Origin of the sequence: Carboxydothermus hydrogenoformans Z-2901, from assembly GCF_000012865.1 — a bacterium.
Lineage (GTDB): Bacteria > Bacillota > Z-2901 > Carboxydothermales > Carboxydothermaceae > Carboxydothermus > Carboxydothermus hydrogenoformans.
In genome coordinates, this window is sequence record NC_007503.1 from 1,071,975 (window position 1) to 1,096,012 (window position 24,038).

The 24,038-nt window shown below is 40.4% G+C and carries 19 protein-coding genes, 4 tRNA genes and 1 pseudogene; 20 read left to right on the top strand and 4 right to left on the bottom strand.

What is annotated here, in order from left to right:
- Positions 1 to 49: 49 nt before the first annotated feature.
- From CHY_RS05600 to hemL, 7 genes are all read left to right on the top strand, one after another.
- Positions 50 to 1,093: a polyprenyl synthetase family protein gene (locus CHY_RS05600; protein WP_226986728.1), complete on the top strand. Its 1,044-nt coding sequence runs from the start codon at positions 50 to 52 to the stop codon at positions 1,091 to 1,093.
- A gap of 82 nt (positions 1,094 to 1,175) precedes the next feature.
- The gene (gene hemA, locus CHY_RS05605) at positions 1,176 to 2,525 is read left to right on the top strand and encodes a glutamyl-tRNA reductase (RefSeq protein WP_011344126.1); all 1,350 of its coding nucleotides are present in this window, start codon (positions 1,176 to 1,178) and stop codon (positions 2,523 to 2,525) included.
- A complete protein-coding gene (gene hemC, locus CHY_RS05610; protein WP_011344127.1) occupies positions 2,491 to 3,426 on the top strand; it encodes a hydroxymethylbilane synthase in 936 nt (311 codons plus the stop codon). The genes hemA and hemC overlap by 35 nt, the downstream gene beginning before the upstream one ends.
- On the top strand, positions 3,419 to 4,450 hold the full coding sequence (locus CHY_RS05615) for a uroporphyrinogen-III synthase (protein WP_011344128.1): 1,032 nt from the start codon (positions 3,419 to 3,421) through the stop codon (positions 4,448 to 4,450). The genes hemC and CHY_RS05615 overlap by 8 nt, the downstream gene beginning before the upstream one ends.
- 8 nt (positions 4,451 to 4,458) lie before the next feature.
- Entirely contained in the window at positions 4,459 to 5,436 is a 978-nt protein-coding gene (hemB, locus tag CHY_RS05620) for a porphobilinogen synthase (protein WP_011344129.1), read from the top strand.
- Positions 5,437 to 6,432: a putative heme d1 biosynthesis radical SAM protein NirJ2 gene (nirJ2, locus tag CHY_RS05625; RefSeq protein ID WP_011344130.1), complete on the top strand. Its 996-nt coding sequence runs from the start codon at positions 5,437 to 5,439 to the stop codon at positions 6,430 to 6,432.
- Between the two features lie 17 nt (positions 6,433 to 6,449).
- A complete protein-coding gene (gene hemL, locus CHY_RS05630) occupies positions 6,450 to 7,748 on the top strand; it encodes a glutamate-1-semialdehyde 2,1-aminomutase (protein WP_011344131.1) in 1,299 nt (432 codons plus the stop codon).
- A 52-nt stretch (positions 7,749 to 7,800) separates the two neighbouring features.
- On the opposite strand, the gene CHY_RS05635 is transcribed toward hemL, so the two are convergent.
- The 4 genes from CHY_RS05635 to CHY_RS05650 form a co-directional block, all read right to left on the bottom strand.
- Positions 7,801 to 7,886, bottom strand: a tRNA-Leu gene (locus tag CHY_RS05635).
- Positions 7,887 to 7,897: 11 nt separating this feature from the next.
- Positions 7,898 to 7,972 (bottom strand) — tRNA-Gln (locus CHY_RS05640).
- Positions 7,973 to 8,035: 63 nt separating this feature from the next.
- Positions 8,036 to 8,121: transfer RNA gene (locus tag CHY_RS05645), tRNA-Tyr, on the bottom strand.
- A gap of 38 nt (positions 8,122 to 8,159) precedes the next feature.
- Positions 8,160 to 8,237: transfer RNA gene (locus CHY_RS05650), tRNA-Pro, on the bottom strand.
- A 166-nt stretch (positions 8,238 to 8,403) separates the two neighbouring features.
- On the opposite strand from CHY_RS05650, the gene CHY_RS05655 reads away from it, so the two are divergent.
- From CHY_RS05655 to CHY_RS05715, 13 genes and pseudogenes are all read left to right on the top strand, one after another.
- On the top strand, positions 8,404 to 8,709 hold the full coding sequence (locus CHY_RS05655) for a phasin family protein (RefSeq protein ID WP_011344132.1): 306 nt from the start codon (positions 8,404 to 8,406) through the stop codon (positions 8,707 to 8,709).
- A 31-nt stretch (positions 8,710 to 8,740) separates the two neighbouring features.
- Positions 8,741 to 10,366: an ABC1 kinase family protein gene (locus CHY_RS05660; RefSeq protein WP_011344133.1), complete on the top strand. Its 1,626-nt coding sequence runs from the start codon at positions 8,741 to 8,743 to the stop codon at positions 10,364 to 10,366.
- 61 nt (positions 10,367 to 10,427) lie between these two features.
- On the top strand, positions 10,428 to 11,417 hold the full coding sequence (locus CHY_RS05665; protein WP_011344134.1) for a hypothetical protein: 990 nt from the start codon (positions 10,428 to 10,430) through the stop codon (positions 11,415 to 11,417).
- Positions 11,418 to 11,615: 198 nt separating this feature from the next.
- Positions 11,616 to 12,380 (top strand): carbon monoxide dehydrogenase accessory protein CooC, encoded by a 765-nt coding sequence (locus CHY_RS05670; RefSeq protein WP_011344135.1) that lies wholly within the window; start codon positions 11,616 to 11,618, stop codon positions 12,378 to 12,380.
- A 223-nt stretch (positions 12,381 to 12,603) separates the two neighbouring features.
- Positions 12,604 to 14,453, top strand: a pseudogene (cooS, locus tag CHY_RS05675) (anaerobic carbon-monoxide dehydrogenase catalytic subunit).
- A 17-nt stretch (positions 14,454 to 14,470) separates the two neighbouring features.
- Complete coding sequence (gene acsB, locus CHY_RS05680; protein WP_011344136.1) at positions 14,471 to 16,669, top strand: acetyl-CoA decarbonylase/synthase complex subunit alpha/beta; 2,199 nt, start codon at positions 14,471 to 14,473, stop codon at positions 16,667 to 16,669.
- 88 nt (positions 16,670 to 16,757) lie between these two features.
- Entirely contained in the window at positions 16,758 to 18,095 is a 1,338-nt protein-coding gene (acsC, locus tag CHY_RS05685; protein ID WP_011344137.1) for an acetyl-CoA decarbonylase/synthase complex subunit gamma, read from the top strand.
- A 32-nt stretch (positions 18,096 to 18,127) separates the two neighbouring features.
- Entirely contained in the window at positions 18,128 to 20,023 is a 1,896-nt protein-coding gene (locus CHY_RS05690; protein WP_011344138.1) for an ASKHA domain-containing protein, read from the top strand.
- A gap of 21 nt (positions 20,024 to 20,044) precedes the next feature.
- Positions 20,045 to 20,803 (top strand): AAA family ATPase, encoded by a 759-nt coding sequence (locus CHY_RS05695; protein WP_011344139.1) that lies wholly within the window; start codon positions 20,045 to 20,047, stop codon positions 20,801 to 20,803.
- A gap of 28 nt (positions 20,804 to 20,831) precedes the next feature.
- Positions 20,832 to 21,764 (top strand): acetyl-CoA decarbonylase/synthase complex subunit delta, encoded by a 933-nt coding sequence (locus tag CHY_RS05700; RefSeq protein ID WP_011344140.1) that lies wholly within the window; start codon positions 20,832 to 20,834, stop codon positions 21,762 to 21,764.
- A 21-nt stretch (positions 21,765 to 21,785) separates the two neighbouring features.
- Positions 21,786 to 22,577 carry a methyltetrahydrofolate cobalamin methyltransferase gene (locus tag CHY_RS05705; protein WP_011344141.1) on the top strand — a complete coding sequence of 264 codons (792 nt, stop codon included), beginning with the start codon at positions 21,786 to 21,788 and terminating at the stop codon, positions 22,575 to 22,577.
- 64 nt (positions 22,578 to 22,641) lie between these two features.
- Positions 22,642 to 23,175 carry a 4Fe-4S dicluster domain-containing protein gene (locus tag CHY_RS05710; protein ID WP_011344142.1) on the top strand — a complete coding sequence of 178 codons (534 nt, stop codon included), beginning with the start codon at positions 22,642 to 22,644 and terminating at the stop codon, positions 23,173 to 23,175.
- A complete protein-coding gene (locus tag CHY_RS05715) occupies positions 23,175 to 24,032 on the top strand; it encodes a CoB--CoM heterodisulfide reductase iron-sulfur subunit B family protein (protein ID WP_011344143.1) in 858 nt (285 codons plus the stop codon). The genes CHY_RS05710 and CHY_RS05715 overlap by 1 nt, the downstream gene beginning before the upstream one ends.
- Positions 24,033 to 24,038: the final 6 nt, after the last annotated feature.

Genomic DNA, 24,038 nt, shown 5'->3' on the forward strand with positions numbered 1-24,038 from the left:
AGTTCCTGCTTCTTGGGGCAGGGGCTATGGCTGTCCCGAATACCGCCAGTTGGGGCTGGGGCAGCTTGAGGGGCGGACAACAAATACCCCAACCTTCCAAACCGGTGCAGTTTTGCACAGTTTGGAAGACCAGGAAAAGAAATTGTTTGAACTTGTAAAAGAGGATTTAAGAAAAATTGAACAAGAGTTAATTAAAGAAGTTAGCGAAAGGAACGAATTTTTACACGACCCTGCCATGCACTTATTAAAAGCGGGAGGAAAAAGGTTAAGACCTGCTTTTGCTTTGTTGGCAGCAAAACTTGGCGATTATGATTTCGAGAAAGTTAAACCTTTAGCAGTGGCATTGGAACTTATTCATATGGCCACGTTAGTTCACGACGATGTTGTTGATAATTCCATGCTTCGCCGTGGGCTTCCCACGGTTAAAGCTAATTGGGGTAATAAGATGTCAATCCATATTGGTGACCGAATTTTTGCCAAATCCTTACTTTTAATCGATTCCTGTAAAAATAATTATGTGGCTAAAGTTTTAGCTGAGGTAAGTGTTAAAATGACTACCGGTGAAATTCAACAGTTAAACGGTGCAAAAAACATTTCTACAAGTATTAAAGACTATTTAATAAAAATTAAAAGAAAAACAGCCCTATTATTATCCGCAAGCTGTGAACTTGGTGGAGTTATGGCCAACGTTTCGCCCAGGGTTGTTAATGCGTTAAAACAGTATGGCTTATATGTTGGGATGGCTTTTCAAATTATCGATGATATTTTGGATTTTACTGCTGATGAAAAGGTTTTGGGAAAACCGGTTGGTAGTGATTTACGGCAAGGATTGATAACCTTACCTGTGCTCTTGGCTTTGAAAAGGGACAAAAAGCATGAGCTTTGGCGGGAGTTACAAAATCTTCCCCAAAATAATGCTAACATTGAGCAAATAATCAAAGAGATAAAATACCTTGGTGGTATAAGTGAAGCTTATGCCTGGGCAAAAAATTACATTGAAAAAGCAATTTCTGCCTTTGAATTGGTGCCAAAGTCACCAGTTAAAGATACTTTTTTAGAAATTGCCCAGTTTATCGTGCAAAGAAATTATTAAATGGTAGCAGGAAATTTGATTAATTTGTAGAAATAATTTGTGAAAACTGTATTTAATCCTTAGATAAAGGAGCGCGTTTAGTATGTATTTAGTGGTTGTGGGGGTAAATCACAGGACTGCTCCGGTTGAGGTGCGGGAAAAGTTATCTTTTTCCGACCACCAATTAAAAGATGCTTTTTCCGCTTTGCTGTCTTATCCTTCCATTGATGGTTCGGTTATTCTTTCTACTTGCAACCGTACTGAGGTTTATGTGGCGTCCTTGGATGTTGATACTGGATTAAAAGTAGTAAGGGAATTCTTGGCTAATTGGGCCGGTTTATCTTTGTCGGATATTAAGAATTATACTTACAATTATACATTGTACGATGCTGTTCATCATCTTTTTCGTGTAGCATCAGGCCTTGATTCCATGATTTTAGGGGAAACCCAGATCTTGGGTCAGGTACGCGATGCTTTTTTAAAAGCCTCATCTTTAAAAGCGTCCAATAAAATATTGAATACCCTATTTCAACACGCTATAACTGTGGGCAAAAAAGTTCGAACCGAAACTGGCATTGACAAAAATCCAGTTTCGATTAGTTATGCCGCAGTTCAATTGGCGTGTTCATTTTTTGGCAGTTTAAAGGATAAGAAGGCGCTTCTAATTGGTGCTGGTAAAATGAGTAGTTTAACAGCGAAGCATTTAAGTTACTATGGAATTAAAGAAATCATTGTTGCTAACCGTTCCTTTGAAAAAGCCGAACAGTTTGCCCGGGAGTTTAATGGAATAGCTGTTCCCTTTGCCAAAATCTATGATATCCTCGCCGAGGTGGATTTGGTAATAAGCTGTACGGGAGCACCTCACCTGATTATCCATAAAGAGCAATTAGAGTTAGTTATCGGAAACAGGCAGCATCCATTATACCTAATAGATATAGCGGTTCCCCGGGATATTGATCCCGAAATAGCTAAACTTCCAAATGTTTTTCTCTATGATATTGATAAATTGCAAAATGTGGTCACCAAAAATTTAGAAGAAAGAAAAAAACTGGCTGAAATGGCTGAAAACATCATTGAAACTGAACTAAAAGCTTTTATTGAATGGCATAGCACCCAGTTTGTAGTTCCAACCATTGTAGCCCTTAAGAAAAAAGCCGAGGAGATCAAGCAAAAAGAGCTTACTAAAGCTTTAAATAAACTGGGAAATATCAGTGAACGGGAAAAAAATATCGTTTGTGCCCTTGCTCATACTATTCTTAATCAATTATTGCATACACCAATAGTGAAATTAAAACAGTATGCTTTAACTCCTCAGGGCCATTTGTACACCGAAATTTTGCAAAACTTATTTGATTTACAAGTTGAAGGGGAACGCCCGAAAAATTTCACCCATCCGAGAGAAGAAATGGAGGAAAGTGATGAAAAAAGAAGTTATTGTGGGGAGTCGAGATAGTGCTTTAGCTTTGTGGCAAACAAATTGGGTGGTGGAAAGACTAAGCAAAATTCACCCAGAAATAAATTTTAAAATTGTGACCATGAAAACAAAAGGGGATAAAATCCTGGACGTAGCTCTGGCCAAAATTGGGGACAAAGGGCTTTTCACTAAAGAATTAGAACATGCCTTGTTAAATAAAACCATAGATATGGCTGTCCATAGCATGAAAGACTTACCAACAGTTTTGCCCGAAGGCTTGAAAATTGGTGCGTTTTGTGAAAGGGAGTACCCGGGAGATGTTTTTATTTCCCCCAAGGGTTTTAAGTTTTTGGAACTACCTCAGGGGGCGAGAATTGGTACCAGCAGTTTGCGGCGGATAGCCCAAATTTTAGCCGTAAGGCCGGATTTACAAGCCATACCGCTGCGCGGAAACCTACCTACACGTTTTCGTAAAATGGAGGAAATGGACTTAGATGGCATTATCTTGGCTTATGCCGGTGTGAAAAGATTGGGTTATGAGGATAAAATTACCGAGATGTTAAGTTTTGACCTCTGTTTACCGGCGGTTGGTCAAGGTTCGATAGGTGTGGAAATCCGTGCCGATGATACTTTTATCGAAGAGCTTTTAAAACCAATCGATCATTTTGCAACAAACCGAGCTATTAGAGCAGAAAGGGCCTTCTTAAAGCGCTTGGAAGGAGGATGTCAAATCCCCATTGGCGCCTATTCTGAAGTTAAAGAAAACCGACTTCATTTGAAAGGCGTTGTTGCCAGTTTAGATGGGAAGTTAGTTATTAAAGGTGAAAAAGAGGGAAGTATTGAGGAACCGGAGAAAGTGGGGATTAGTTTAGCGGAGGAACTTTTAACGAAAGGCGCCCAAAAAATCTTAGAGGAAATCAGGCGGGATGCCAATGAGTAATTCGCTTACCTGCCGGGTTTTGGTAGGGGAAAAAGTTGATTACTTTTTAAATTCGGAATTGTTTTTTCGGGGATTACGGGACGCAAAAAATATTTATTTTTTTGATGAAGAACTTGATTTTATTTTAAAAAATTTTGTAAATACTCACTTGGTAAGTGAACTGCCCAGCAACGTTACCGGAGAAGATGTAATATTAATTACTAAAAAAGAAGATTTGTTAAAGACTTTTCCTTTAAAAAATTATTGTTTTTACAATTTACAACATTTTTTAAATAATGGCCCTCTGGCGGGAGTGCGGGTTTTAATTCCAAGGACAGAAGCTGATGAAAAGCGAGAATGCGGGCGTTTTGGTGCCATAGGTATTGAAGTACCGCTGTTAAAAATAACGTATATTCCTGATGAAAGGATTTTACAGTTAGATTTTTCCGCTTATGATTGGCTTATCTTTACCAGTGCCCACGGTGTAGAGGGCTTTTTTTTCAATTTAAATTATTTTAATGTAAGTTTAGAAAATTTCATTGGGAAAATTGCGGTTGTTGGGGAAAAAACAGCAAAAGCATTAAAAAAATATGGTCTTACCGCGGATTTTTCTCCCCAAAAATTTACGGCAAAAGATTTAGCCCTGGAGCTAACTACCTCCGGAATGATTCAAAAAGGGGTTATAGTCATTCAAGGAAATCTTGGAAGACCCGAGCTTTTGGAGATTTTGGCCCGAAATAATATTCCCACTAAAAAACTGGTTGTTTATGAAAATGCTCCCAATGTCGATATTAAACCTTTTTTAAATGGTTTATTGAAAGCTAAATTAATTGACGTGCTTTTCTTTACAAGTCCTTCAACTTTTAATAATTTCTATCAATTTATTAGTGATGAAAACTTAGCAAAAAATCTACCGCATTTTGCTATTGGGCCCACCACCTATGAGGCTTTTTTGCAAAAAGATATTCGGAGAAAATATTTTTCCTCAGAACATACCCTTGAGGGTTTATGGCAAACTTTGAAAAATCATTGGCAAGGAGAGTGAATTGGGTTATGGATTTAAAGCTACGGATGCGGCGGCTTCGGGCTAATGAGAAAATACGTTCTATGGTTCGGGAAAACCACTTACATCCCGAAGATTTTATCTATCCTTTATTTATCGCACCGGGGGAAAAATACCGCAAAGAAGTTAGTTCCATGCCCGGAGTATTTCAGTTATCCATTGATGAAGCAGTTAAAGAGGCAAAAGAGGTGCATGAGCTTGGTATTCCAGCGGTGATCCTTTTTGGTATTCCCGAGCATAAAGATGAGTTTGGGTGTGAAGCCTATCAGGACGATGGTATCGTCCAGAGGGCTATAAAAGCAATAAAAAAAGAAATTCCTGAACTTTATGTTATAACCGATGTTTGTCTCTGCGAATATACCAGTCACGGTCATTGCGGTGTTGTGCGTAACGGAGAAGTGATAAACGATGAAACTTTGGAACTTTTAGCAAAAACCGCCGTATCACATGCCAAAGCAGGAGCGGACATGGTTGCGCCTTCGGATATGATGGATGGAAGGGTAAGGGCTATTCGTGAGGCTTTGGATGAAAATGGATTTTCGCATATCCCGATCATGGCTTATTCAGCAAAATATGCGTCAGCTTTTTACGGGCCTTTTAGGGAAGCAGCTGAGTCAGCACCGCAATTTGGCGATCGCCGTTCCTACCAGATGGATCCGGCCAATGGGAATGAGGCCTTAAGGGAAGTATGGTTAGATATTGAAGAAGGTGCTGACATAGTAATGGTAAAACCGGCTTTAAGCTATCTCGATATAGTTTGGCGGGTAAAACAAGAGTTTGGCTATCCGGTTTGTGTTTATAATGTTAGTGGAGAATACGCTTTGGTAAAAGCTGCTGCCCGTAATGGTTGGGTTGAGGAAAAGCGGATTGTATTGGAGATCTTAACCTCAATGAAACGGGCCGGAGCAGATTTAATCATTTCTTATCATGCTAAAGATGTTGTTAAATGGCTAAAGGAGGCAAAATAAATGTTAGTTTCCTGGAATACCACCAATCAATGCAATTTGTATTGTGAACATTGTTACCGGGATGCGGGAGCAAAGGTTGAAGAAGAACTATCTACTGAGGAAGGTAAGGCATTAATTGATGAAATCGTTAAAGCCGGGTTTAAGATAATGATATTTTCCGGGGGCGAGCCTTTAATGCGGGAAGATATCCTTGAACTGGTAGATTATGCTTCCCAAAAAGGCTTAAAACCGGTTTTTGGTACTAATGGCACTTTAATTACCCTGGAAATGGCGCAAAAGCTCAAAAAAGCCGGAGCTTTAGCTATGGGAATTAGCTTGGATAGCGTTGACCCCGAAAAACACGACCGTTTTCGGGCTTCTCCCGGTTCTTGGGAAAAGGCTGTGGAAGGGATGAAAAATTGTAAAGCTGCAGGGTTACCCTTTCAAATTCACACTACAGTGGTGGAATGGAATTACGATGAGGTAGAGCAATTAACCGATTTTGCCGTAGAAATAGGTGCAATAGCTCATCATATCTTCTTTTTAGTTCCAACCGGACGTGCGGTAAATATTGAGCAGGAGTCTTTAAGGGCTGAACAGTACGAAAAACTTCTTCATCGTATAATGAAAAAGCAAAAGGAAGTCCCTATTGAATTAAAACCTACCTGTGCTCCCCAGTTTATGCGGATTGCCAAACAAATGGGCATGGATTTGCGGTTTGGAAGAGGCTGCCTGGCGGGAATTTCTTACTGCATTATAAGCCCTAAAGGCGATGTGCAACCGTGTGCCTATCTTAATATTCCCTTAGGTAACGTAAGGGAAGTACCGTTTAGTGAAATCTGGAAAAATAATCCGGTTTTAAACGAGCTGCGTACATTAAACTATAAGGGTGGATGCGGTACCTGTAAATACAAAGAAATTTGTGGCGGTTGTCGGGCTCGGGCTTATTTCTACCATGATGGCGATTACATGGCTGAAGAGCCGTGGTGCCTATACCAGGGGCGTAAGGGATATTAAAAGTAAGGAGTGAGAGAATGCCTTTAAAAATCGATAGATCAATCGAAGCTTTTAGCGAAGCTAAGAAAGTTATTCCCGGAGGAGTTAATAGTCCCGTTCGTGCTTTTAAATCGGTGGGCTTAAATCCGGTTTTTATTGAACGGGGCGAAGGCTCAAAAATTTACGATATTGACGGGAATTGTTATATTGATTACGTTGGCTCATGGGGTCCGCTTATTTTAGGGCATCGCCACCCCAAAGTGGAAGAAGCTTTAGCCAATTGCTTAAAAAAAGGTACGAGTTTCGGGGCTCCAACTCTTTTGGAAACCGAGATGGCGGAAATTATTGTTAATGCTTTTCCTGCAATGGATATGGTACGGATGGTAAACTCGGGTACCGAAGCAACCATGAGTGCCATCCGTTTGGCCCGGGGTTTTACCGGACGAAATAAAATTGTTAAATTTGAAGGTTGTTATCACGGCCATGCGGATTCTTTGTTGATTAAAGCAGGTTCTGGAGCTTTAACCTTAGGTGTTCCTACAAGCCCCGGGGTACCGGCGAATATTGCCAACAACACGATAACTGCTCAATTTAATGACTTAGCTCTCTTAGAAGAAATATTTGCCCAGGAAGGTAATGATATTGCTGCCGTTATTTTAGAACCGGTGGCCGGAAACATGGGAGTAGTCCCGCCTAAGCCAGGCTTTTTAGAAGGTGTTCGGGAGCTTACCAGAAAATATGGTGCTTTGCTAATAATGGACGAGGTTATGACCGGTTTTAGGGTTCACTGGGGTGGAGCTCAGGTTCTCTATAACGTCGAACCGGATATTACAACCCTCGGAAAAATTATTGGTGGAGGCTTACCGGTAGGAGCTTATGGTGGCAGGCGGGAAATCATGGAAATGGTGGCACCGGCCGGACCTGTTTATCAAGCAGGAACTCTTTCGGGTAATCCTTTGGCAATGACCGCCGGTATTGCCACGTTAACTGTTTTAAAGGAAGAAGGGGTTTATGAGCAGTTAGAAGAAAAATCAAGTTATCTGGAAAGCGGTTTAAAAGAAGCGGCAAGAGCCGCGGGCTTAAAGCTCTGGTTTAACCGGGTCGGATCGATGCTTTGCACTTTCTTTACCTCGGAGGAAGTGGTGGATTATAAAACTGCTTGCACATCCGATACTCAAAAGTTTGCGGTGTTCTTTAAGACTCTCTTAGAAAATGGAATTTATATTGCGCCTTCGCAATTTGAAGCCATGTTTGTATCCCTTGCCCATTCCAAAGACGATTTAGATAAAACCATTGAAGCTTCATATAAGGCATTTAAGGCTGCAGCAGAAAATTAATGGCAAAGAAAAACCCCTTGAAGTAAACCTTCAAGGGGTTTTTTCTCATAAATGGTGCGGCAGAGAGGATTTGAACCTCCACGGGTATAAACCCACTAGATCCTGAGTCTAGCGCGTCTGCCGTTCCGCCACTGCCGCACATATAAAAATGGCTGGGGCGGCTGGATTCGAACCAACGAATGGCGGTTCCAAAGACCGCTGCCTTACCACTTGGCGACGCCCCAGTAAAATGTATTAAGTTAAATAAAGTCAGAGATCAAGTGACCTCTGACGTTTATTCTTAATAATGGTGGAGGGGGTAGGATTCGAACCTACGAAGGCATTCGCCGGCAGATTTACAGTCTGCTCCCTTTGACCACTCGGGAACCCCTCCAAATTATCTAAAGTAATTTTATAAAGTAATTTTTTCACTGGTCGGGATGGAGGGATTTGAACCCCCGACTTCCTGCTCCCAAGGCAGGCGCGCTAGCCAAACTGCGCTACATCCCGTAATTTTGAACTGTTCATTCCGGACATTTTCTATTATATATATTTGGTGTAAGGTCGTCAAGTATTAAATTTAAAAAAGCAAGGTATAACATGTTTATTTAAAGAATAAAATAGTGGTATGCAATTAAATTTTATGTTATAATTTGCCATAAGGAGAGTGATATTTATGGATATCTTTAAGCGGAGTATTTTATTAGGTTTAGGTTTGATAACTCTTACGAAAGAAAAAACCGAGGAGTTTTTGAAGGAATTAATGGAAAAAGGGAAAATGAGCAAAGATGAAGCCCAGAGTTTTCTAAATGAAATAATTGAAAAAGGCAAAACCCACAAGGACGAATTAAAAGCGGAAATAAAAGAGGAATTGCAAAAAATAGTTAAAGAGTTAAACTTAGTAACGCGGGATGAACTAAAGCTTTTAGAAAACCGCTTAAATGAATTAGAAAATAAAATCCAGGAACAAAACAGGGGGTAGCAACCCCTTGTTTTTTTAAGGGGGATCAATTGTGTTTCCTTTAACACCAAAGCACCTTTCAAGGTTTCGTGAAATTGCCCGTATTTTTACTGAATTTGGTTTTGGCTTTATTTTAACTTATTTAAAAAGGCCAGCAGCACTGGATAAAGTGGAAATCAACGAATACCGTTTAATTGAACTGGCCGGGAATTTAAGGGAAATGTTAGAAAAATTAGGACCAACATTTATCAAACTTGGACAAGTTTTAAGTACGCAAAGAGACTTACTTCCCAAGCCCTTTCAAGCTGAACTGGAAAAATTACAGGATAGAGTAACCCCGGTTCCTTTTGAAGTTATAGCTTCATATATTGAGAAGAACTTGGGCTCTCCCCTGCACGATATCTTTATTGAGTTTGATGAAAATCCCATTGCCAGCGCTTCCATAGGGCAAGTATACCGGGCCAAGCTTAAAAACGGAAAAAATGTGGTTGTAAAAGTAAAACGACCGGGGGTTGATGAACTGATTAAAACTGACCTGCAAATTCTATATCAAATTGCTTCCTTTATTCAAAACAAAACCAACTGGGGAAAAATTAATAAACCTTTGCGAATGTGGGAAGAATTAAAATCAAGCTTGGAAAGGGAATTAGATTACACCGGGGAAGCACGGAATATAGAAAATTTCAGGCAAAATATAAAATATAAAAAACTAATTATTCCCGAAGTGTTCTGGAACTTTACCAATGAAAACATCTTAGTTTTAGAAGCGGTTTACGGTATTAAAGTAAGTGAACGCTTCCAGCTAATTGAAATGGGTATCGATTTGGACCAGTTAGCTCGAGATTTAGTGGAAATTTTTATTTTGCAGATTTTAGAAGACGGCTATTTTCATGCTGATCCCCATCCGGGCAACATTGCAATAACTCCGCTGGGGGACATTATTTTGTATGACTTTGGGATGGTAGGTTTTTTAAATCCGTGGTTAAGGGAAATACTAATCACTTTATTAATAAGTGTAGTAAGGAAGGATTTTGCAAGGATTTCCGAGTTATTAATTGAATTAAGTCAAAGACAAGACATAATTCCAGCGGAAATAAAAAAAGATGTTCGGGAAATTTTAAATCGCTATTATTTCGTCCCATTATCTTCTTTATCGTTAGGAGAATTATTAAAAGAGTTATTAAACCTTGCCCAAAAGCACGAAATAATAATTCCACCGGAAATTGTTTTAGTAGCGAAAACAATTATTGCTTTAGAAGGAATAGTGAAGAATTTAAACAGTAACTTATCGGTAGCCGAATTAGCGGAGCCGTTAGCAACCAATCTTTTACGGAAACGAATTTTTAAGTTTCCATCCTTTAAAAAAGTTGCCTTAGATTTATATAACTTAGTTGACAAGCTTTTTGCTTTGCCAGGAATGTTAGAAAGTAGTTTAGCAAACTTAGAAAAAGCTAAATTCACTCTCAAAATAGAAGAACGTCAATTAGAAAGACAAGTAACTTCGTTTGCTAAAAGTATTCAGTTTTTAGCAATAGTTATCTTTTATGCAGCTTATTTTTTGGGTTCTCCGGCAATTTTAAATGCTCTTCCGGCAGACCAGAAAGGTAAAATCTTTATTTTTATAACTGTTGTTTATTTTACCGGTGGGTACATTTTATGGAAAAAGCATCTGCTTTAGCATAGATTGTCCTCTTAGGGCATATTTTTTTTTAGAATAAACCCTAAGGGGGTAAGGGAGAATGTTAAAAAAATTTTTTAAAGTAATAATTATTTTTCTTATTTTAAATTCTCTTGCTTATGCCGAACAGTTAAAATCTACCGAAGGAACATCTGCGAGCACCTCGAAATTTGTATTAATTTTTATTGAAGATTTTAATCGCGAGAAACTTTATCAAATTTACCTTCCAAACTTAGTTAATCTTTACGAAATGGGATATAGCGGTGTAATTGAAGGTCAAGATTTGGCTTTTCAACAAACAATTGAACGGGTATTAAAATTAAAAGGTTTTGCAACGAATTTCCCTATTTTGGCTGAAAAGTACGGTTATAAGGTTTATGGGTATGGATTTAATTTAAAAAATTATTCCGGGTTTAAATACCTGCCTAATTTAAGTTATTTTGAAGCAAAGCTCGGTTCAAAGGAAAAATACGGGTTTATTCTTGCTTTTAAAAAAGGTCAAGAAAAATTAGCTGATAAAATCATAGAAAAGCTTTATGAAACAGGAAGTCTCCAAAATACAGTTGTTGCCATAATTGGAAGCGGCAATGAAGGGGTTTTTGGTGTATTTGCCCAAAAACTTAAAAAGAATGTACGGGCAGAAATCCTTGTGGATGATGGAATAATATCGATAATTTCTTTAGCTTTAGGTATTTATCCGCAGGAGGAATGGGGTCCAGTTTTATGGAGTGCAATCTATACCGGAGACTGGGAAAAGGATAACCAAAATAGGATTAAAGAGCAAAAAGAAATTTTAACCTATGTTTTAAAGCTTCGGCAGTCGCTAAAGGGTAAAGATTTAGAAATTGCAAAATATTCTTTAGAAAAAGAGAAACTTTTAACAAAATTAGCGGTGAAAAACGCTGAAAACCGGCGTTTAACCGGTGTAATAAAAAGGTTGAATAGGTTAATTTCAGCACTAAAACTTTTAACTTTACTCATCTTTGTAACCGGAGTATTAGCGCTTTTCCTTGAATATAAATTCTTAAAAAAGAAATATCTGCTATTTTAAATCCGGTAAAGGGTTGTTTTTTAATGTTATAAAAATCACAAATAATTCAGAAAATTTTATATATTATAAGCAGGAATTTTAAGTAGAATGTCGAAAAATTTTTATGTAAATTTGAAAAACATTTTCCGTGAGTGGTAGGAAAATTAAGTTAAATGGTCGAATATTTAAGTTAAACGACGGTCAGTGGAGGGGAAAAAGTTGAAGTTAGCGGTTGCAGGAAAAGGCGGAGTGGGAAAAACCACAGTGGCAGCAGGCTTAATAAAAATTATGGCTTCCGATTACGATAAGATTTATGCCGTTGACGGCGATCCAGATAGCTGTTTAGGGCAAACCTTGGGTCTGTCCATTGAAGAAGCTTATGCTATAACTCCTTTAATCGAAATGAAAGATGAAATAAGAGAAAAAACCGGGGATGGGGGGCTTTTAATCTTAAATCCTAAGGTTGATGGTGATCTTGATAAGTACGGTCGTTATATTGATGACAAAATTTTCTTAATTCGCATGGGGGAAATAAAAAAAGGTGGATCCCAATGCTACTGCCGGGAAAATTCTTTTTTGGGTTCAGTAGTAAGTGCGTTATTTTTGGATAAAAAAGAAGCGGTTGTCATGGATATGGGAGCTGGTATTGAACACTTAACCCGGGGTACGGCCAAAGCGGTTGACATGATGATTGCGGTAATTGAACCAAATTTAAACAGCATTAAAACTGGCTTAAATATTGAAAAATTAGCGGGGGATTTGGGCATAAAAAAGGTGCGCTATGTGATTAACAAAGTTAGGAATATTAAGGAAGAAAAACTTATTAAAAAGCATTTGCCTGAAGATAAGATTCTGGGCATTATACCGTATAATGAACTATTTATAGAACTTTCATTAAAAGGCGAAGAGATTTGGCAGTCTACAAATCCGGCTTTTGTAAATCTTCATGACATATACCAAAAATTGCGTTTGGAGGTGGGATAACCAAAACAAGAGGGGGTGCTTTTAAGATTTACTTAAAAATATTTAAAAAGGAGGTTATTAAATGCCAAGGTTTAGAGATTTAGAGCATACCTCAAAACCTTCCAAAGCAGATCGGGTTTGGGAACCCAAGAATCGGAAAAGAACTATCGATCCTGCTGCTTTGGAAATGCTGGAGAAAGCTGAAAAAGATGGGGTTAAAACGGCGTTTGATCGTTTTGTAGAAATGCAGCCCCAATGTCAGTTTGGTTATAAGGGATTATGCTGTCGTTTTTGCTTACAGGGACCTTGTCGTTTACCAAACGATGATCCTAGCAAGAAGGGAATTTGTGGAGCTTCCGCGTGGACCATTGCAGCCAGGTCTGTCGGAACATTAATCTTGACCGGAGCGGCCGCCCATAATGAACACGCCCGCCACATTGCCCATGCTTTAAAGGAATTAGCAGAAGGTAAAGCTCCCGATTATAAGATTACTGACCCGGACAAATTAAGAAGAATTGCTCAAAGGCTTGGGCTGATACTCAAGGAAAAGACGATATGACCTTAGCAAAGGAAGTTGCCGAATTAGCTCTTGAAGATTTTGCGCGGTTACCCGGATTTGGTGAAAACCTCTGGATCAAAACTACCTTAAATAAAGAACGGTTGGAAAAATATGATGAATGCAATATTATGCCTTCCGGTATTTTTGGGGATATTTCCGATCTTTTAGCACAAGCTCATATTGGAAATGACGATGACCCGGTTAACATTACTTTCAGTGCTTTAAGGGTTGCCTTAACCGATTATGCCGGGATGCATATTGCTACCGATTTTTCGGATGTTCTCTTTGGTACTCCTAAACCAATTGTTACGGAGGCAAACTTGGGGGTTTTAGATGCTAATAAGGTGAATATTGCTGTCCACGGACACAACCCCCTCTTAAGTGAAAAAGTTGTAGATGCGGCAAAAGAATTAGAAGAGGAAGCTAAAGCTGCCGGAGCGGAAGGTATAAATATTGTGGGTATGTGCTGTACCGGAAATGAAGTATTAATGAGAAGAGGTGTTCATTTAGCAACTTCCTTTGCTTCCAGCGAACTTGCGATCGTTACCGGAGCTATGGATGCCGTTGTGGTTGATGTGCAGTGCATAATGCCAGGATTAAAACAAGTCACTGAATGTTATCATACCAGACTTATTACCACATCAAACATTGCAAAAATGCCCGGAACCTACCATGTTCCTTTCCATATTGAAAACGCCCTTGAAAGCGCCAAGGAAATTGTCCGTTTAGGAATTGAAGCATTCAAACAAAGAGTTGGCAAGCCCGTTCATATTCCCGAGGTTAAACATAAAGTTGTAGCTGGATTTAGCTTTGAAGCTTTAATGGAAATATTCGCCCATGTCAATCAGGAAAATCCCATCAGGGTATTAAACGATGCTATTTTATCCGGTCAATTAAAAGGTGTTGTTTTGTTTGCCGGGTGCAACAACTTGAAACGGCCGCAGGATGAAAGCCATATTACTATCTTAAAGGAAATGCTCAAAAACGATGTATTTGTAGTAACCACCGGCTGTTCAGCTCAAGCTTTTGCAAAACACGGTTTCTTACGGCCTGAAGCGTTAGAACTTGCAGGAGAAGGCCTTAAGTCCTTCATTAAGATGCTTGAAGAAAAAGCAGGACTTCAGGGTCAACTACCCCCAGCATTTTTCATGGGTTCATGCGTAGATAATACCCGCGCTTCGGATATTTTGGTAGCCATGGCAAAAGATCTTGGTGTGGATACACCGAAAGTACCTTTTGTAGCGTCAGCTCCTGAAGCTATGAGCGGTAAAGCAGTATCAATTGGTACCTGGTTTGTTACACTCGGTGTGCCGGTACACGTAGGTACCATGCCGCCGCTTGAAGGAAGTGAACTGTTCTATAGCATTACCACGCAAATTGCTTCCGATGTTTACGGTGGTTATTTCATGTTTGAAGTTGATCCAGTGGTTGCTGCCAGGAAGATATTAAATGCGCTTGAATACAGAACTTGGAAGTTGGGCGTTCACAAGCAAACGGCAGAAAAGTTTGAGACCGCCCTCTGCCAAAACTATTAAGGTAAGGAGGGGAGTATATGAGCGAAGTTATTAATTTTGATCAAATTTTTGAAGGGGCAATTGAACCGGGTAAAGAACCCAAAAGGCTTTTTAAAGAGGTTTATGAAGGAGCAATAACTGCGACCAGTTATGCGGAAATTCTCCTTTCCCGGGCCATTGAAAAATATGGACCCGACCATCCGGTAGGTTATCCTGATACTGCCTATTTTCTGCCGGTAATTCGGGCTTTTAGCGGTGAAGAAGTCAGAACATTAAAAGATATGGTACCAATTTTAAACCGGATGCGTGCTCAAATTAAAAGCGAGCTTACCTTTGAAAATGCTCGCTTGGCCGGTGAAGCAACCTGGTACGCCGCAGAAATTATCGAGGCTTTACGCTATCTTAAACACACTCCGGAAAACCCGATTGTTGTACCTCCCTGGACCGGATTTATTGGTGACCCGGTGGTCCGGCAGTACGGTATAAAAATGGTTGACTGGACCATTCCCGGAGAAGCGATTATTATTGGACGGGCAAAAGATAGCAAAGCTGCGAAGAAGATTGTCGATGACCTGATGGGTAAAGGTTTAATGCTTTTCCTTTGTGATGAAATTATTGAACAGCTTTTAGAAGAAAATGTTAAACTGGGAGTTGACTATATTGCCTATCCTTTGGGTAACTTTACCCAGGTGGTCCATGCGGCAAACTATGCATTACGGGCAGGTTTAATGTTTGGAGGTATTGCCCCGGGACTTCGTGATGCTCATAGGGATTACCAGCGCCGCCGAGTTTTAGCTTTTGTTCTCTATCTTGGCGAACATGATATGGTCAAGACTGCGGCAGCAATGGGAGCTATCTTTACCGGTTTTCCGGTGATTACCGACCAGCCTCTTCCCGAAGACAAACAAATTAAAGACTGGTTTATTTCTGAACCGGATTATGATAAAATTGTACAAACTGCCTTGGAAGTCCGTGGTATCAAGATAACTTCTATCGATATTGACCTTCCTATTAACTTTGGACCTGCCTTTGAAGGCGAGTCCATTCGGAAGGGTGATATGCACGTTGAATTTGGCGGTGGTAAGACTCCAAGCTTTGAATTAGTAAGAATGGTTGGACCGGATGAAATTGAAGACGGTAAGGTCGAAGTAATTGGACCGGATATTGATTCGGTAGAGCCCGGTGGTAGACTGCCCATTGGTATTGTTGTTGACATTTACGGTCGGAAAATGCAGGAAGATTTTGAACCGGTACTGGAAAGAAGGATTCACTACTTTACCAACTACGGTGAAGGTTTCTGGCATACCGCGCAGCGGGATTTAACCTGGGTTCGCATTAGTAAAGAAGCATTTGCCAAGGGAGCGCGGCTGAAACATTTAGGACAACTTCTTTATGCTAAATTCAAGCAAGAGTTTCCATCTATCGTTGACCGGGTCCAGGTAACAATTTATACCGATGAACAAAAAGTCTTAGAACTCAGGGAAATTGCCCGAAAGAAATATGCTGAACGGGATGCACGGTTGAGAGAATTAAGTGATGAAGCTGTAGATACCTATTACTCCTGCTTGCTCTGTCAGTCGTTTGCTCCAACCCACGTGTGCATAGTTTCACCGGAAAGGGTGGGGTTGTGCGGAGCGATCAGCTGGTTGGACGCTAAGGCGGCTTACGAAATTAACCCCAATGGTCCCAACCAGCCCATTCCTAAGGAAGGATTAATTGACCCGGTTAAAGGTCAGTGGGAGTCATTTAACGAGTACATTTACAAGAATTCACAACGCACCATTGAAAGAATGAACCTCTATACCATTATGGAGTACCCGATGACTTCCTGCGGTTGTTTTGAAGCGATCATGGCCTACTTACCAGAATTAAATGGTTTCATGATTGTTAACCGGGAACACAGCGGGATGACTCCTATTGGTATGACTTTCTCCACTTTAGCCGGTATGGTGGGTGGAGGTACCCAGACTCCAGGGTTTATGGGAATTGGTAAGTCTTATATCGGCTCGCGCAAATTTGTTAAAGCCGATGGAGGCCTTGCCCGGGTAGTTTGGATGCCAAAAGACTTAAAAGAACAATTACGGTCAATTATTGAAGAAAGAGCTGAAGAAGAAGGGCTTGGTAGGGACTTTATTGATAAAATTGCCGATGAAACAGTAGGTACTACCGTTGACGAAGTTCTGCCATTCTTAGAAGAAAAAGGGCATCCAGCTCTTTCCATGGAGCCACTACTCTAAAAAAGTACTTTCCAGGCGGAAGGAATTTCCTTCCGCCTGCTTAAAGATTTAAAGATTTAAAAAATAACTAAAGAAAGGAGAATCGGAAATGGGCTTAACGGGATTGGAAATTTATAAGCATCTGCCAAAGAAAAACTGTAAAGAATGTGGTCAACCAACTTGTCTTGCTTTTGCCATGCAAATTGCCGCCGGTAAGGCGGGGTTGGATGCTTGCCCATATGTCAGTGATGAGGCTAAAGAGCTTTTGGAATCCGCTTCAGCTCCACCGGTAGCTTTAATTAAAGTGGGTAAAGGGGAAAAAGTATTGGAAATCGGTCACGAAACGGTATTATTCCGTCACGATAAACGGTTTGAACATCCCTGCGGTTTGGCTATTTTGGTAGAAGATACTTTAAGTGAGGGAGAAATTAAAGAAAGAGTTGAAAAAATAAATAAACTGGTTTTTGACCGGGTTGGACAAATGCATTCGGTAAATCTTGTAGCTTTAAAAGGTAGCTCTCAAGATGCGGCGACCTTTGCCAAAGCTGTAGCTACTGCCCGGGAAGTTACCGATCTGCCTTTTATTTTAATCGGTACCCCTGAACAGTTAGCCGCAGCATTAGAAACAGAAGGCGCGAATAATCCGCTACTTTATGCAGCAACTGCTGATAATTACGAGCAAATGGTAGAACTTGCTAAAAAATACAATGTTCCGTTAACTGTTAGTGCAAAAGGTTTAGATGCTTTGGCGGAGTTAGTGCAAAAGATAACTGCTTTAGGTTATAAAAACCTTATTTTAGATCCGCAACCGGAAAACATTAGTGAAGGCTTATTCTATCAAACGCAAATTAGACGCCTGGCTATCAAAAAACTTTTCCGGCCTTTTGGCTACCCAACCATAGCCTTTGCCTTAGATGAAAATCCGTATCAGGCAGTGATGGAAGCTTCGGTTTACATTGCCAAATATGCCGGTATCATTGTTTTAAACACCGTAGAACCGGCAGATATTTTACCGCTAATCACCTTAAGACTTAACATTTACACCGACCCGCAGAAACCAATTGCGGTTGAACCTAAGGTTTACGAAATTTTGAATCCCGGTCCGGATGCTCCTGTATTTATAACCACCAACTTCTCGTTGACTTACTTCTGTGTTGCCGGTGATGTAGAAGGAGCAAGAATTCCGGCTTATATCCTTCCGGTGGATACCGACGGAACTTCCGTATTAACAGCCTGGGCAGCCGGAAAATTCACTCCTGAAAAAATAGCTCAGTTCTTAAAGGAAAGCGGAATTGCTGAAAAAGTTAACCACAGAAAAGCAATCCTCCCCGGTGGAGTTGCCGTATTAAGCGGAAAACTTCAGGAATTATCGGGCTGGGAAATCTTGGTGGGTCCGAGAGAATCTTCGGGTATTAACTCGTTTATAAAGCAACGCTGGAATGTCTAATCTGAGTTTTAAAAATGAAAGAAGGTACTGTAATGGCAGAATATAAAGTTTTGTTTAAACCAGACCAAAAGGAAGTAGCAATTTCCGAAAATACCAATTTAATGGAAGCTTTAAATTTAGCGGGAATTAATATTAAAACTGTTTGCGGTGGTGCCGGTACTTGCGGTAAATGCCTAGTTCGGGTGGTGGACGGGCAAAAAAGAGTCGAAAGCTACGGAAAATTAAAACAAGAAGAAATTGCTCAGGGTTATGTTCTTGCCTGTCAAACATACCCCGAAAGTGATTTAATTATTGAAATTCCTTTTGACTCACGCCTTACTCAACACCAAATAGTAACTGATGATGAAAAAGCTTCTGGAGTTATGAATGAATTAGATTTAGCGGAAGAAGATGAATTGGACCCTCTTTTTAAAGAAGTATCACTGGAATTACCGGTACCAACCTTAGATGACCCAAGGGATGATCTATCAAGACTTACGGCAACCTTTTCCCGCCAGGAAAATGGTAATCTGATTGTAGAATACGAACAGTTAAAGGACCTTCCACAAATCTTACGAAACGAAAACTTTTCCGTAACGGTGGGAGTTAGTGATTATCTGGGACTGAATAAAGCCCTGTATATTAAATCCGGAAGTGCAAGCCAGAGGGTCTTTGGTTTAGCAATTGATATTGGCACCACTACTGTTGTGGTGCAATTGGTGGATCTTGTATCTGGTAAAGTGTTGGGAACAAAAGGGAATTATAACAAACAAGCAGCTTTTGGGGATGATGTCATCAGCAGAATTATCTATGTGGACGAAAATCCAGATGGTGCAGAAAAATTACGAAAAGCTGTATTATCCACAATAAACGAGCTTATCTTCCAACTTTGCAAGGAACATGGTGTAGAGAAAAAGGAAATTATGGCTGCAGTAGTTGCCGGCAATACTACCATGACCCACCTCTTTTTAGAGATAGATCCACGATATATCCGTTTAGAACCGTATACTCCAGCTGCTCTGTTTATACCACCAGTACCGGCAACAGAAGCTAAAATTGAAATGAATCCCAAGGGCTTTGTTTACATTATGCCCAACGTTGCCAGCTACGTGGGTGGTGATATTACCTCAGGGGTTTTATATACCGGGCTGGCAAATTCCGACGAAATAACCCTATTTATCGATATCGGGACAAACGGAGAAATGGTTCTTGGCAATAAAGACTGGCTTGTAACTTGCGCCTGCTCAGCGGGTCCAGCGTTTGAAGGAAGCGGAATTAAGCACGGTATGCGGGCTATGCAGGGAGCCATTGAACGGGTTAGCATTTCTGAAGCAGGCTTAAAAGTTAAATACCAAACCGTTGGAGGAATACCTCCTGTAGGTATTTGTGGTTCGGGTTTAATTGACCTGCTTGCTAACTTAAAAAGGGCCGGAATTATTGACCGTAGCGGCAAAATCGACCGAACAGTAAATAAAGAACGAATCCGCGAAGGGGAAGATGGGCTGGAATTTGTCTTAGCCTGGGCCAATGAAAGCGGTAATAATAAGGACATAGTCATTACCGAAGCGGACATCCAAAATTTAATTCGGGCTAAAGCTGCTATTTTTGCAGGAGTTCGGACGATGTTAGCTATGGTTGATTTGCCCTTAGAAGCTATTGACCGGGTTATCATTGCTGGAGGATTTGGTAAATATCTCAACATAAAAGATGCTATAACCATCGGCCTTTTACCGGACATCGATATTAATAAGTTTTCCTATGTGGGGAATAGCTCGCTAAAAGGTGCAAGGAAAGCCTTGCTTTCCCGAAAAGCTTGTGCTGAGGTTAAGGAAATAGCACGGAAAATGACCTACCTTGAATTAAGTGTAGGTACTACTTTCATGGATGAGTTTGTTTCGGCATCGTTTATTCCCCATACCGATTTGCATCTATTTCCTTCAGTAGAATAAGAAAAGGCAGGAGGAGTTGTCATGGCCTTTAAAATTGCGGTTGCAGGAAAAGGCGGTACGGGAAAAACCACCTTCTCGGCATTAGTTATCAAACAGTTGCTAATGTCTGGTAAAAGACCCATCCTGGCTGTGGATGCGGATGCCAATGCTAATCTAAATGAAGCTCTGGGTTTACAAGTTGAACAGGCAATTTCCGATGTAATAAACCGGTTAGCGAAAAATATGGATCCCATTCCGGCAGGTATGACTAAAGACCAGTATATAAGTTTTAAAATTCATGAAACCCTTTCCGAGGGGGATGATGTGGACCTTTTAGTAATGGGAGGCCCCGAGGGTCAGGGATGTTACTGTTATGCTAATAATTTATTACGGCAGTTTATTTTAACTCTCAGCAATAATTATCCCTATATCGTAATGGATAACGAGGCTGGTATGGAGCACTTGAGCCGTAGAACTACCGATGAGGTAGATGTATTTTTTGTCATAAGTGACGGTAGTGTGCGGGGAATAAGGTCGGCAGGAAGAATCAAACAGCTTATCGATTCCTTGGATTTAAAAATCAAAGAAAAATACTTAGTTATAACACGGATTGAGGAAAAAGATATCCCTGAAGTTCAAGAAGAAATTGAGAAAACCGGGTTAAAGTTAATTGGTGTAATACCCAATGATGAGTTGGTGACGGAATTTGACCGGTATAGCAAACCGTTAATTAATCTACCCGAGGATAGTAAAGCGGTAGTGGCAGTCAAGAAAATTTTACAAAATGCGGGTATTATCTGATAAGAAATAACGGAAAGGAGAGATTTAGATGGCTGTTGAGGTTTTAAAAGAAAAGTGGAATTCAAAAGTTGTAGAAGTAACCTTAGGTACTGGCGATAAAACGGTAACTTTGGGTGGCGACAGTACTCTACCTTTCTTAACTTTTGAAGGGGAAATGCCAAATCCACCTCGCTTTGCATTAGAAGTATTTGATACACCGCCAACCGACTGGCCAGATATTTTAGTTGAGCCTTTCAAAGATGTAATAAACGACCCGGTAGCCTGGGCCAAAAAATGCGTTGAGTACGGAGCAGACATCGTAGCTTTAAGGCTGGTATCCGCTCACCCCGATGGCCAAAACCGATCCGGAGCAGAGTTAGCTGAAGTTTGCAAGGCTGTTGCTGATGCTATTGACGTTCCCTTGATGATTATCGGCTGTGGTGTGGAAGAAAAAGATGCGGAGATTTTCCCGGTTATTGGGGAAGCCTTATCGGGAAGGAACTGCCTGCTTTCTTCGGCAACAAAAGACAATTATAAGCCAATAGTTGCAACCTGTATGGTTCACGGTCATTCGGTAGTGGCTTCCGCGCCTCTGGATATTAACTTATCAAAACAGCTAAACATCATGATAATGGAAATGAACCTTGCTCCTAACCGCATCATTATGGACCCGCTTATTGGCGCATTGGGATACGGTATTGAATATTCGTATTCCATTATTGAAAGAATGCGTCTGGGAGCCTTAACCGGTGATAAAATTTTGGCCATGCCGGTAGTCTGTTTTATTGGTCAGGAAGCCTGGAAAGCAAAGGAAGCTAAAGATCCCGAGGTTGCCGAATGGGGTGATTATGCCCTGCGGGCAATCCACTGGGAAACCGTAACTACCGTTGCGCTTATTCAAGCGGGAGGGCACCTCTTTGTTATGCGCCATCCCAAGTCTTTGGCTGAAGTTAAAGAACATCTAAAAAGAATTTTAAAATAATTTACAGGAGGGAAATTTAAGATGTTTATAATGATCGGTGAGCGTATTAACGGAATGTTTAAGGACATTCGGGAGGCTATTTTAAATAAGGACCCACGTCCGATTCAAGAATGGGCGAGAAGGCAGGCTGAGAAAGGTGCCCATTACTTGGATGTTAATACCGGTCCAACTGCCGATGATCCGGTGCGCGTAATGGAATGGCTGGTAAAAACAATTCAAGAAGTTGTTGATTTACCTTGTTGCCTTGATTCTACTAACCCTGATGCCATCGAAGCCGGTTTAAAGGTTCACCGGGGTCATGCTATGATAAACTCTACTTCGGCAGATCAGTGGAAAATGGATATATTCTTCCCCATGGCCAAAAAATACGAAGCAGCGATTATCGGTCTTACCATGAATGAAAAGGGCGTGCCCAAAGATGCCAATGACCGTTCCCAATTGGCAATGGAACTTGTGGCAAATGCTGATGCTCATGGTATTCCTATGACTGAGCTTTATATTGACCCTCTTATTTTGCCGGTAAACGTTGCCCAGGAACATGCGGTTGAGGTATTGGAAACTATCCGCCAAATTAAACTAATGGCTAATCCGGCTCCAAGAACAGTTCTGGGCTTAAGCAACGTTTCCCAAAAATGCCCGGATCGGCCGCTTATCAATAGAACTTATCTGGTTATGGCTATGACTGCCGGCTTAGATGCGGCAATAATGGATGTTGATGATGATGCCCTGGTAGATGCGGCGGCCACTGCTCACATCTTGCTTAATAAAGAAATTTACTGCGATTCTTATCTTAAAACCTTTAGACAGAAGTAAGAGGACGGGGCTCTGCCCCGTCTTAATACCATTTATTTAATTCAATTTAAGGCGAGGGATTGTAATGGCCAATAACACCTTAACTATGGAAATTGCAGAACTGTCCCATCAGCCGGTAAGTCGCTGCTTTCAATGTCAAAAATGTAGTTTAGGCTGTCCGGTGGCGGAAGAAATGGACTATCTTCCCCACCAGGTAGTTGATTTGATAAATAAAAACCTATCAGAAAAATTGATTGGCAGCAATGCCTCTTGGATTTGCGTTAGCTGCAAAACCTGTGTTCAGCGGTGTCCAAATGGTATTGATATTGGGGCTATCCACGATGCTCTTAAAAATATTCATTTTAAACATAAATTACCTGTCGGAGTTAAAGCGGTTGCTGATTTTTACGAAAGCTTTTTGGATACGGTTTATGACTATGGACGGGCTTACGAATTAGGGATGATAGTGAAACACAAGTTAAAAACCAAAAACTTTACTCAGGATATGAAAATGGGGTTACAGATGTTTTTAAAAGGAAAAATAAAGATTACTCCCCATAAAATCAACAAAATATGGGAAGTCAAAAATTTATTTTCCAGTGTAAAGGGGAGTGAGTAATGAAAACCGGATATTATCCCGGATGTTCACTTCATTCAACTGCTACCGAATATAACGAGTCAGTTTTGGCCGTTGTAAAGGCAATTAACAACGAGGTAAAAGAAATCGATGATTGGAATTGTTGTGGAGCTACCGCCGGCCACAGCACTTCATCGGAACTGGCAATTGGACTTCCCCTTCGTAATTTAATGCTTGCGGAAAAGGAAGGATTTGACGAATTGTTGGTGCCCTGTGCGGCTTGCTATAATCTTTTCAAAACCGCACAATTTGAAGTTGCCCATGGTCAAAAGCAAGATTTAGTTGCCGACATGGAACATCAATTAGGGTTAACATACCAAAATAAGATAAACGTTTTAAATTTTATTGAATATGTTTTAAAACCAGAAAATATCGAAAAAATAAAAAAATTAATTAAAAGGCCGTTAGGAGGAATAAAAGTTGCTGCTTACTACGGTTGCTTGCTTTTAAGACCACACAATGTAGTTGGATTTGATAATCCCGAAAGGCCAACAAAAATGGAAAAACTTCTGGAAGCTTTAGGAGCTTCGCCGGTTCGTTGGAATGCAAAAAATGAATGCTGCGGTGGTAGCCAAGCTCTTTCAAAACCTGAATTGGTTGTGAAACTGGTTAATAATATTGTTGCAAATGCCCGCGATAATGAAGCAGAACTGATAGTTACGGCTTGTCCCCTCTGCCAGGCAAATTTAGATGGACGGCAGATAAACTGGGATTCACCGGAACAAAACAAACAGCTTTTACCGGTTTTATACATTTCGGAGCTAATTGGTTATGCTTTGGGTTTACCTGTAGAAAAGTGGTTTGCCAAACATCTTGTTCCCCCTTCGTTAAAAGCTTAAGGGGAA

Excerpts from the sequence above, each read along its gene's own strand:
- hemL (WP_011344131.1), top strand. The coding sequence starts at position 6,450 with ATGCCTTTAAAAATCGATAGATCAATCGAAGCTTTTAGCGAAGCTAAG.
- hemB (WP_011344129.1), top strand. The coding sequence starts at position 4,459 with ATGGATTTAAAGCTACGGATGCGGCGGCTTCGGGCTAATGAGAAAATA.
- nirJ2 (WP_011344130.1), top strand. The coding sequence starts at position 5,437 with ATGTTAGTTTCCTGGAATACCACCAATCAATGCAATTTGTATTGTGAA.
- acsC (WP_011344137.1), top strand. The coding sequence starts at position 16,758 with ATGGGCTTAACGGGATTGGAAATTTATAAGCATCTGCCAAAGAAAAAC.
- CHY_RS05710 (WP_011344142.1), top strand. The coding sequence starts at position 22,642 with ATGGCCAATAACACCTTAACTATGGAAATTGCAGAACTGTCCCATCAG.
- CHY_RS05615 (WP_011344128.1), top strand. The coding sequence starts at position 3,419 with ATGAGTAATTCGCTTACCTGCCGGGTTTTGGTAGGGGAAAAAGTTGAT.
- CHY_RS05705 (WP_011344141.1), top strand. The coding sequence starts at position 21,786 with ATGTTTATAATGATCGGTGAGCGTATTAACGGAATGTTTAAGGACATT.
- CHY_RS05695 (WP_011344139.1), top strand. The coding sequence starts at position 20,045 with ATGGCCTTTAAAATTGCGGTTGCAGGAAAAGGCGGTACGGGAAAAACC.
- hemC (WP_011344127.1), top strand. The coding sequence starts at position 2,491 with ATGAAAAAAGAAGTTATTGTGGGGAGTCGAGATAGTGCTTTAGCTTTG.
- hemA (WP_011344126.1), top strand. The coding sequence starts at position 1,176 with ATGTATTTAGTGGTTGTGGGGGTAAATCACAGGACTGCTCCGGTTGAG.
- CHY_RS05665 (WP_011344134.1), top strand. The coding sequence starts at position 10,428 with ATGTTAAAAAAATTTTTTAAAGTAATAATTATTTTTCTTATTTTAAAT.
- CHY_RS05715 (WP_011344143.1), top strand. The coding sequence starts at position 23,175 with ATGAAAACCGGATATTATCCCGGATGTTCACTTCATTCAACTGCTACC.
- CHY_RS05655 (WP_011344132.1), top strand. The coding sequence starts at position 8,404 with ATGGATATCTTTAAGCGGAGTATTTTATTAGGTTTAGGTTTGATAACT.
- CHY_RS05690 (WP_011344138.1), top strand. The coding sequence starts at position 18,128 with ATGGCAGAATATAAAGTTTTGTTTAAACCAGACCAAAAGGAAGTAGCA.
- CHY_RS05700 (WP_011344140.1), top strand. The coding sequence starts at position 20,832 with ATGGCTGTTGAGGTTTTAAAAGAAAAGTGGAATTCAAAAGTTGTAGAA.
- acsB (WP_011344136.1), top strand. The coding sequence starts at position 14,471 with ATGAGCGAAGTTATTAATTTTGATCAAATTTTTGAAGGGGCAATTGAA.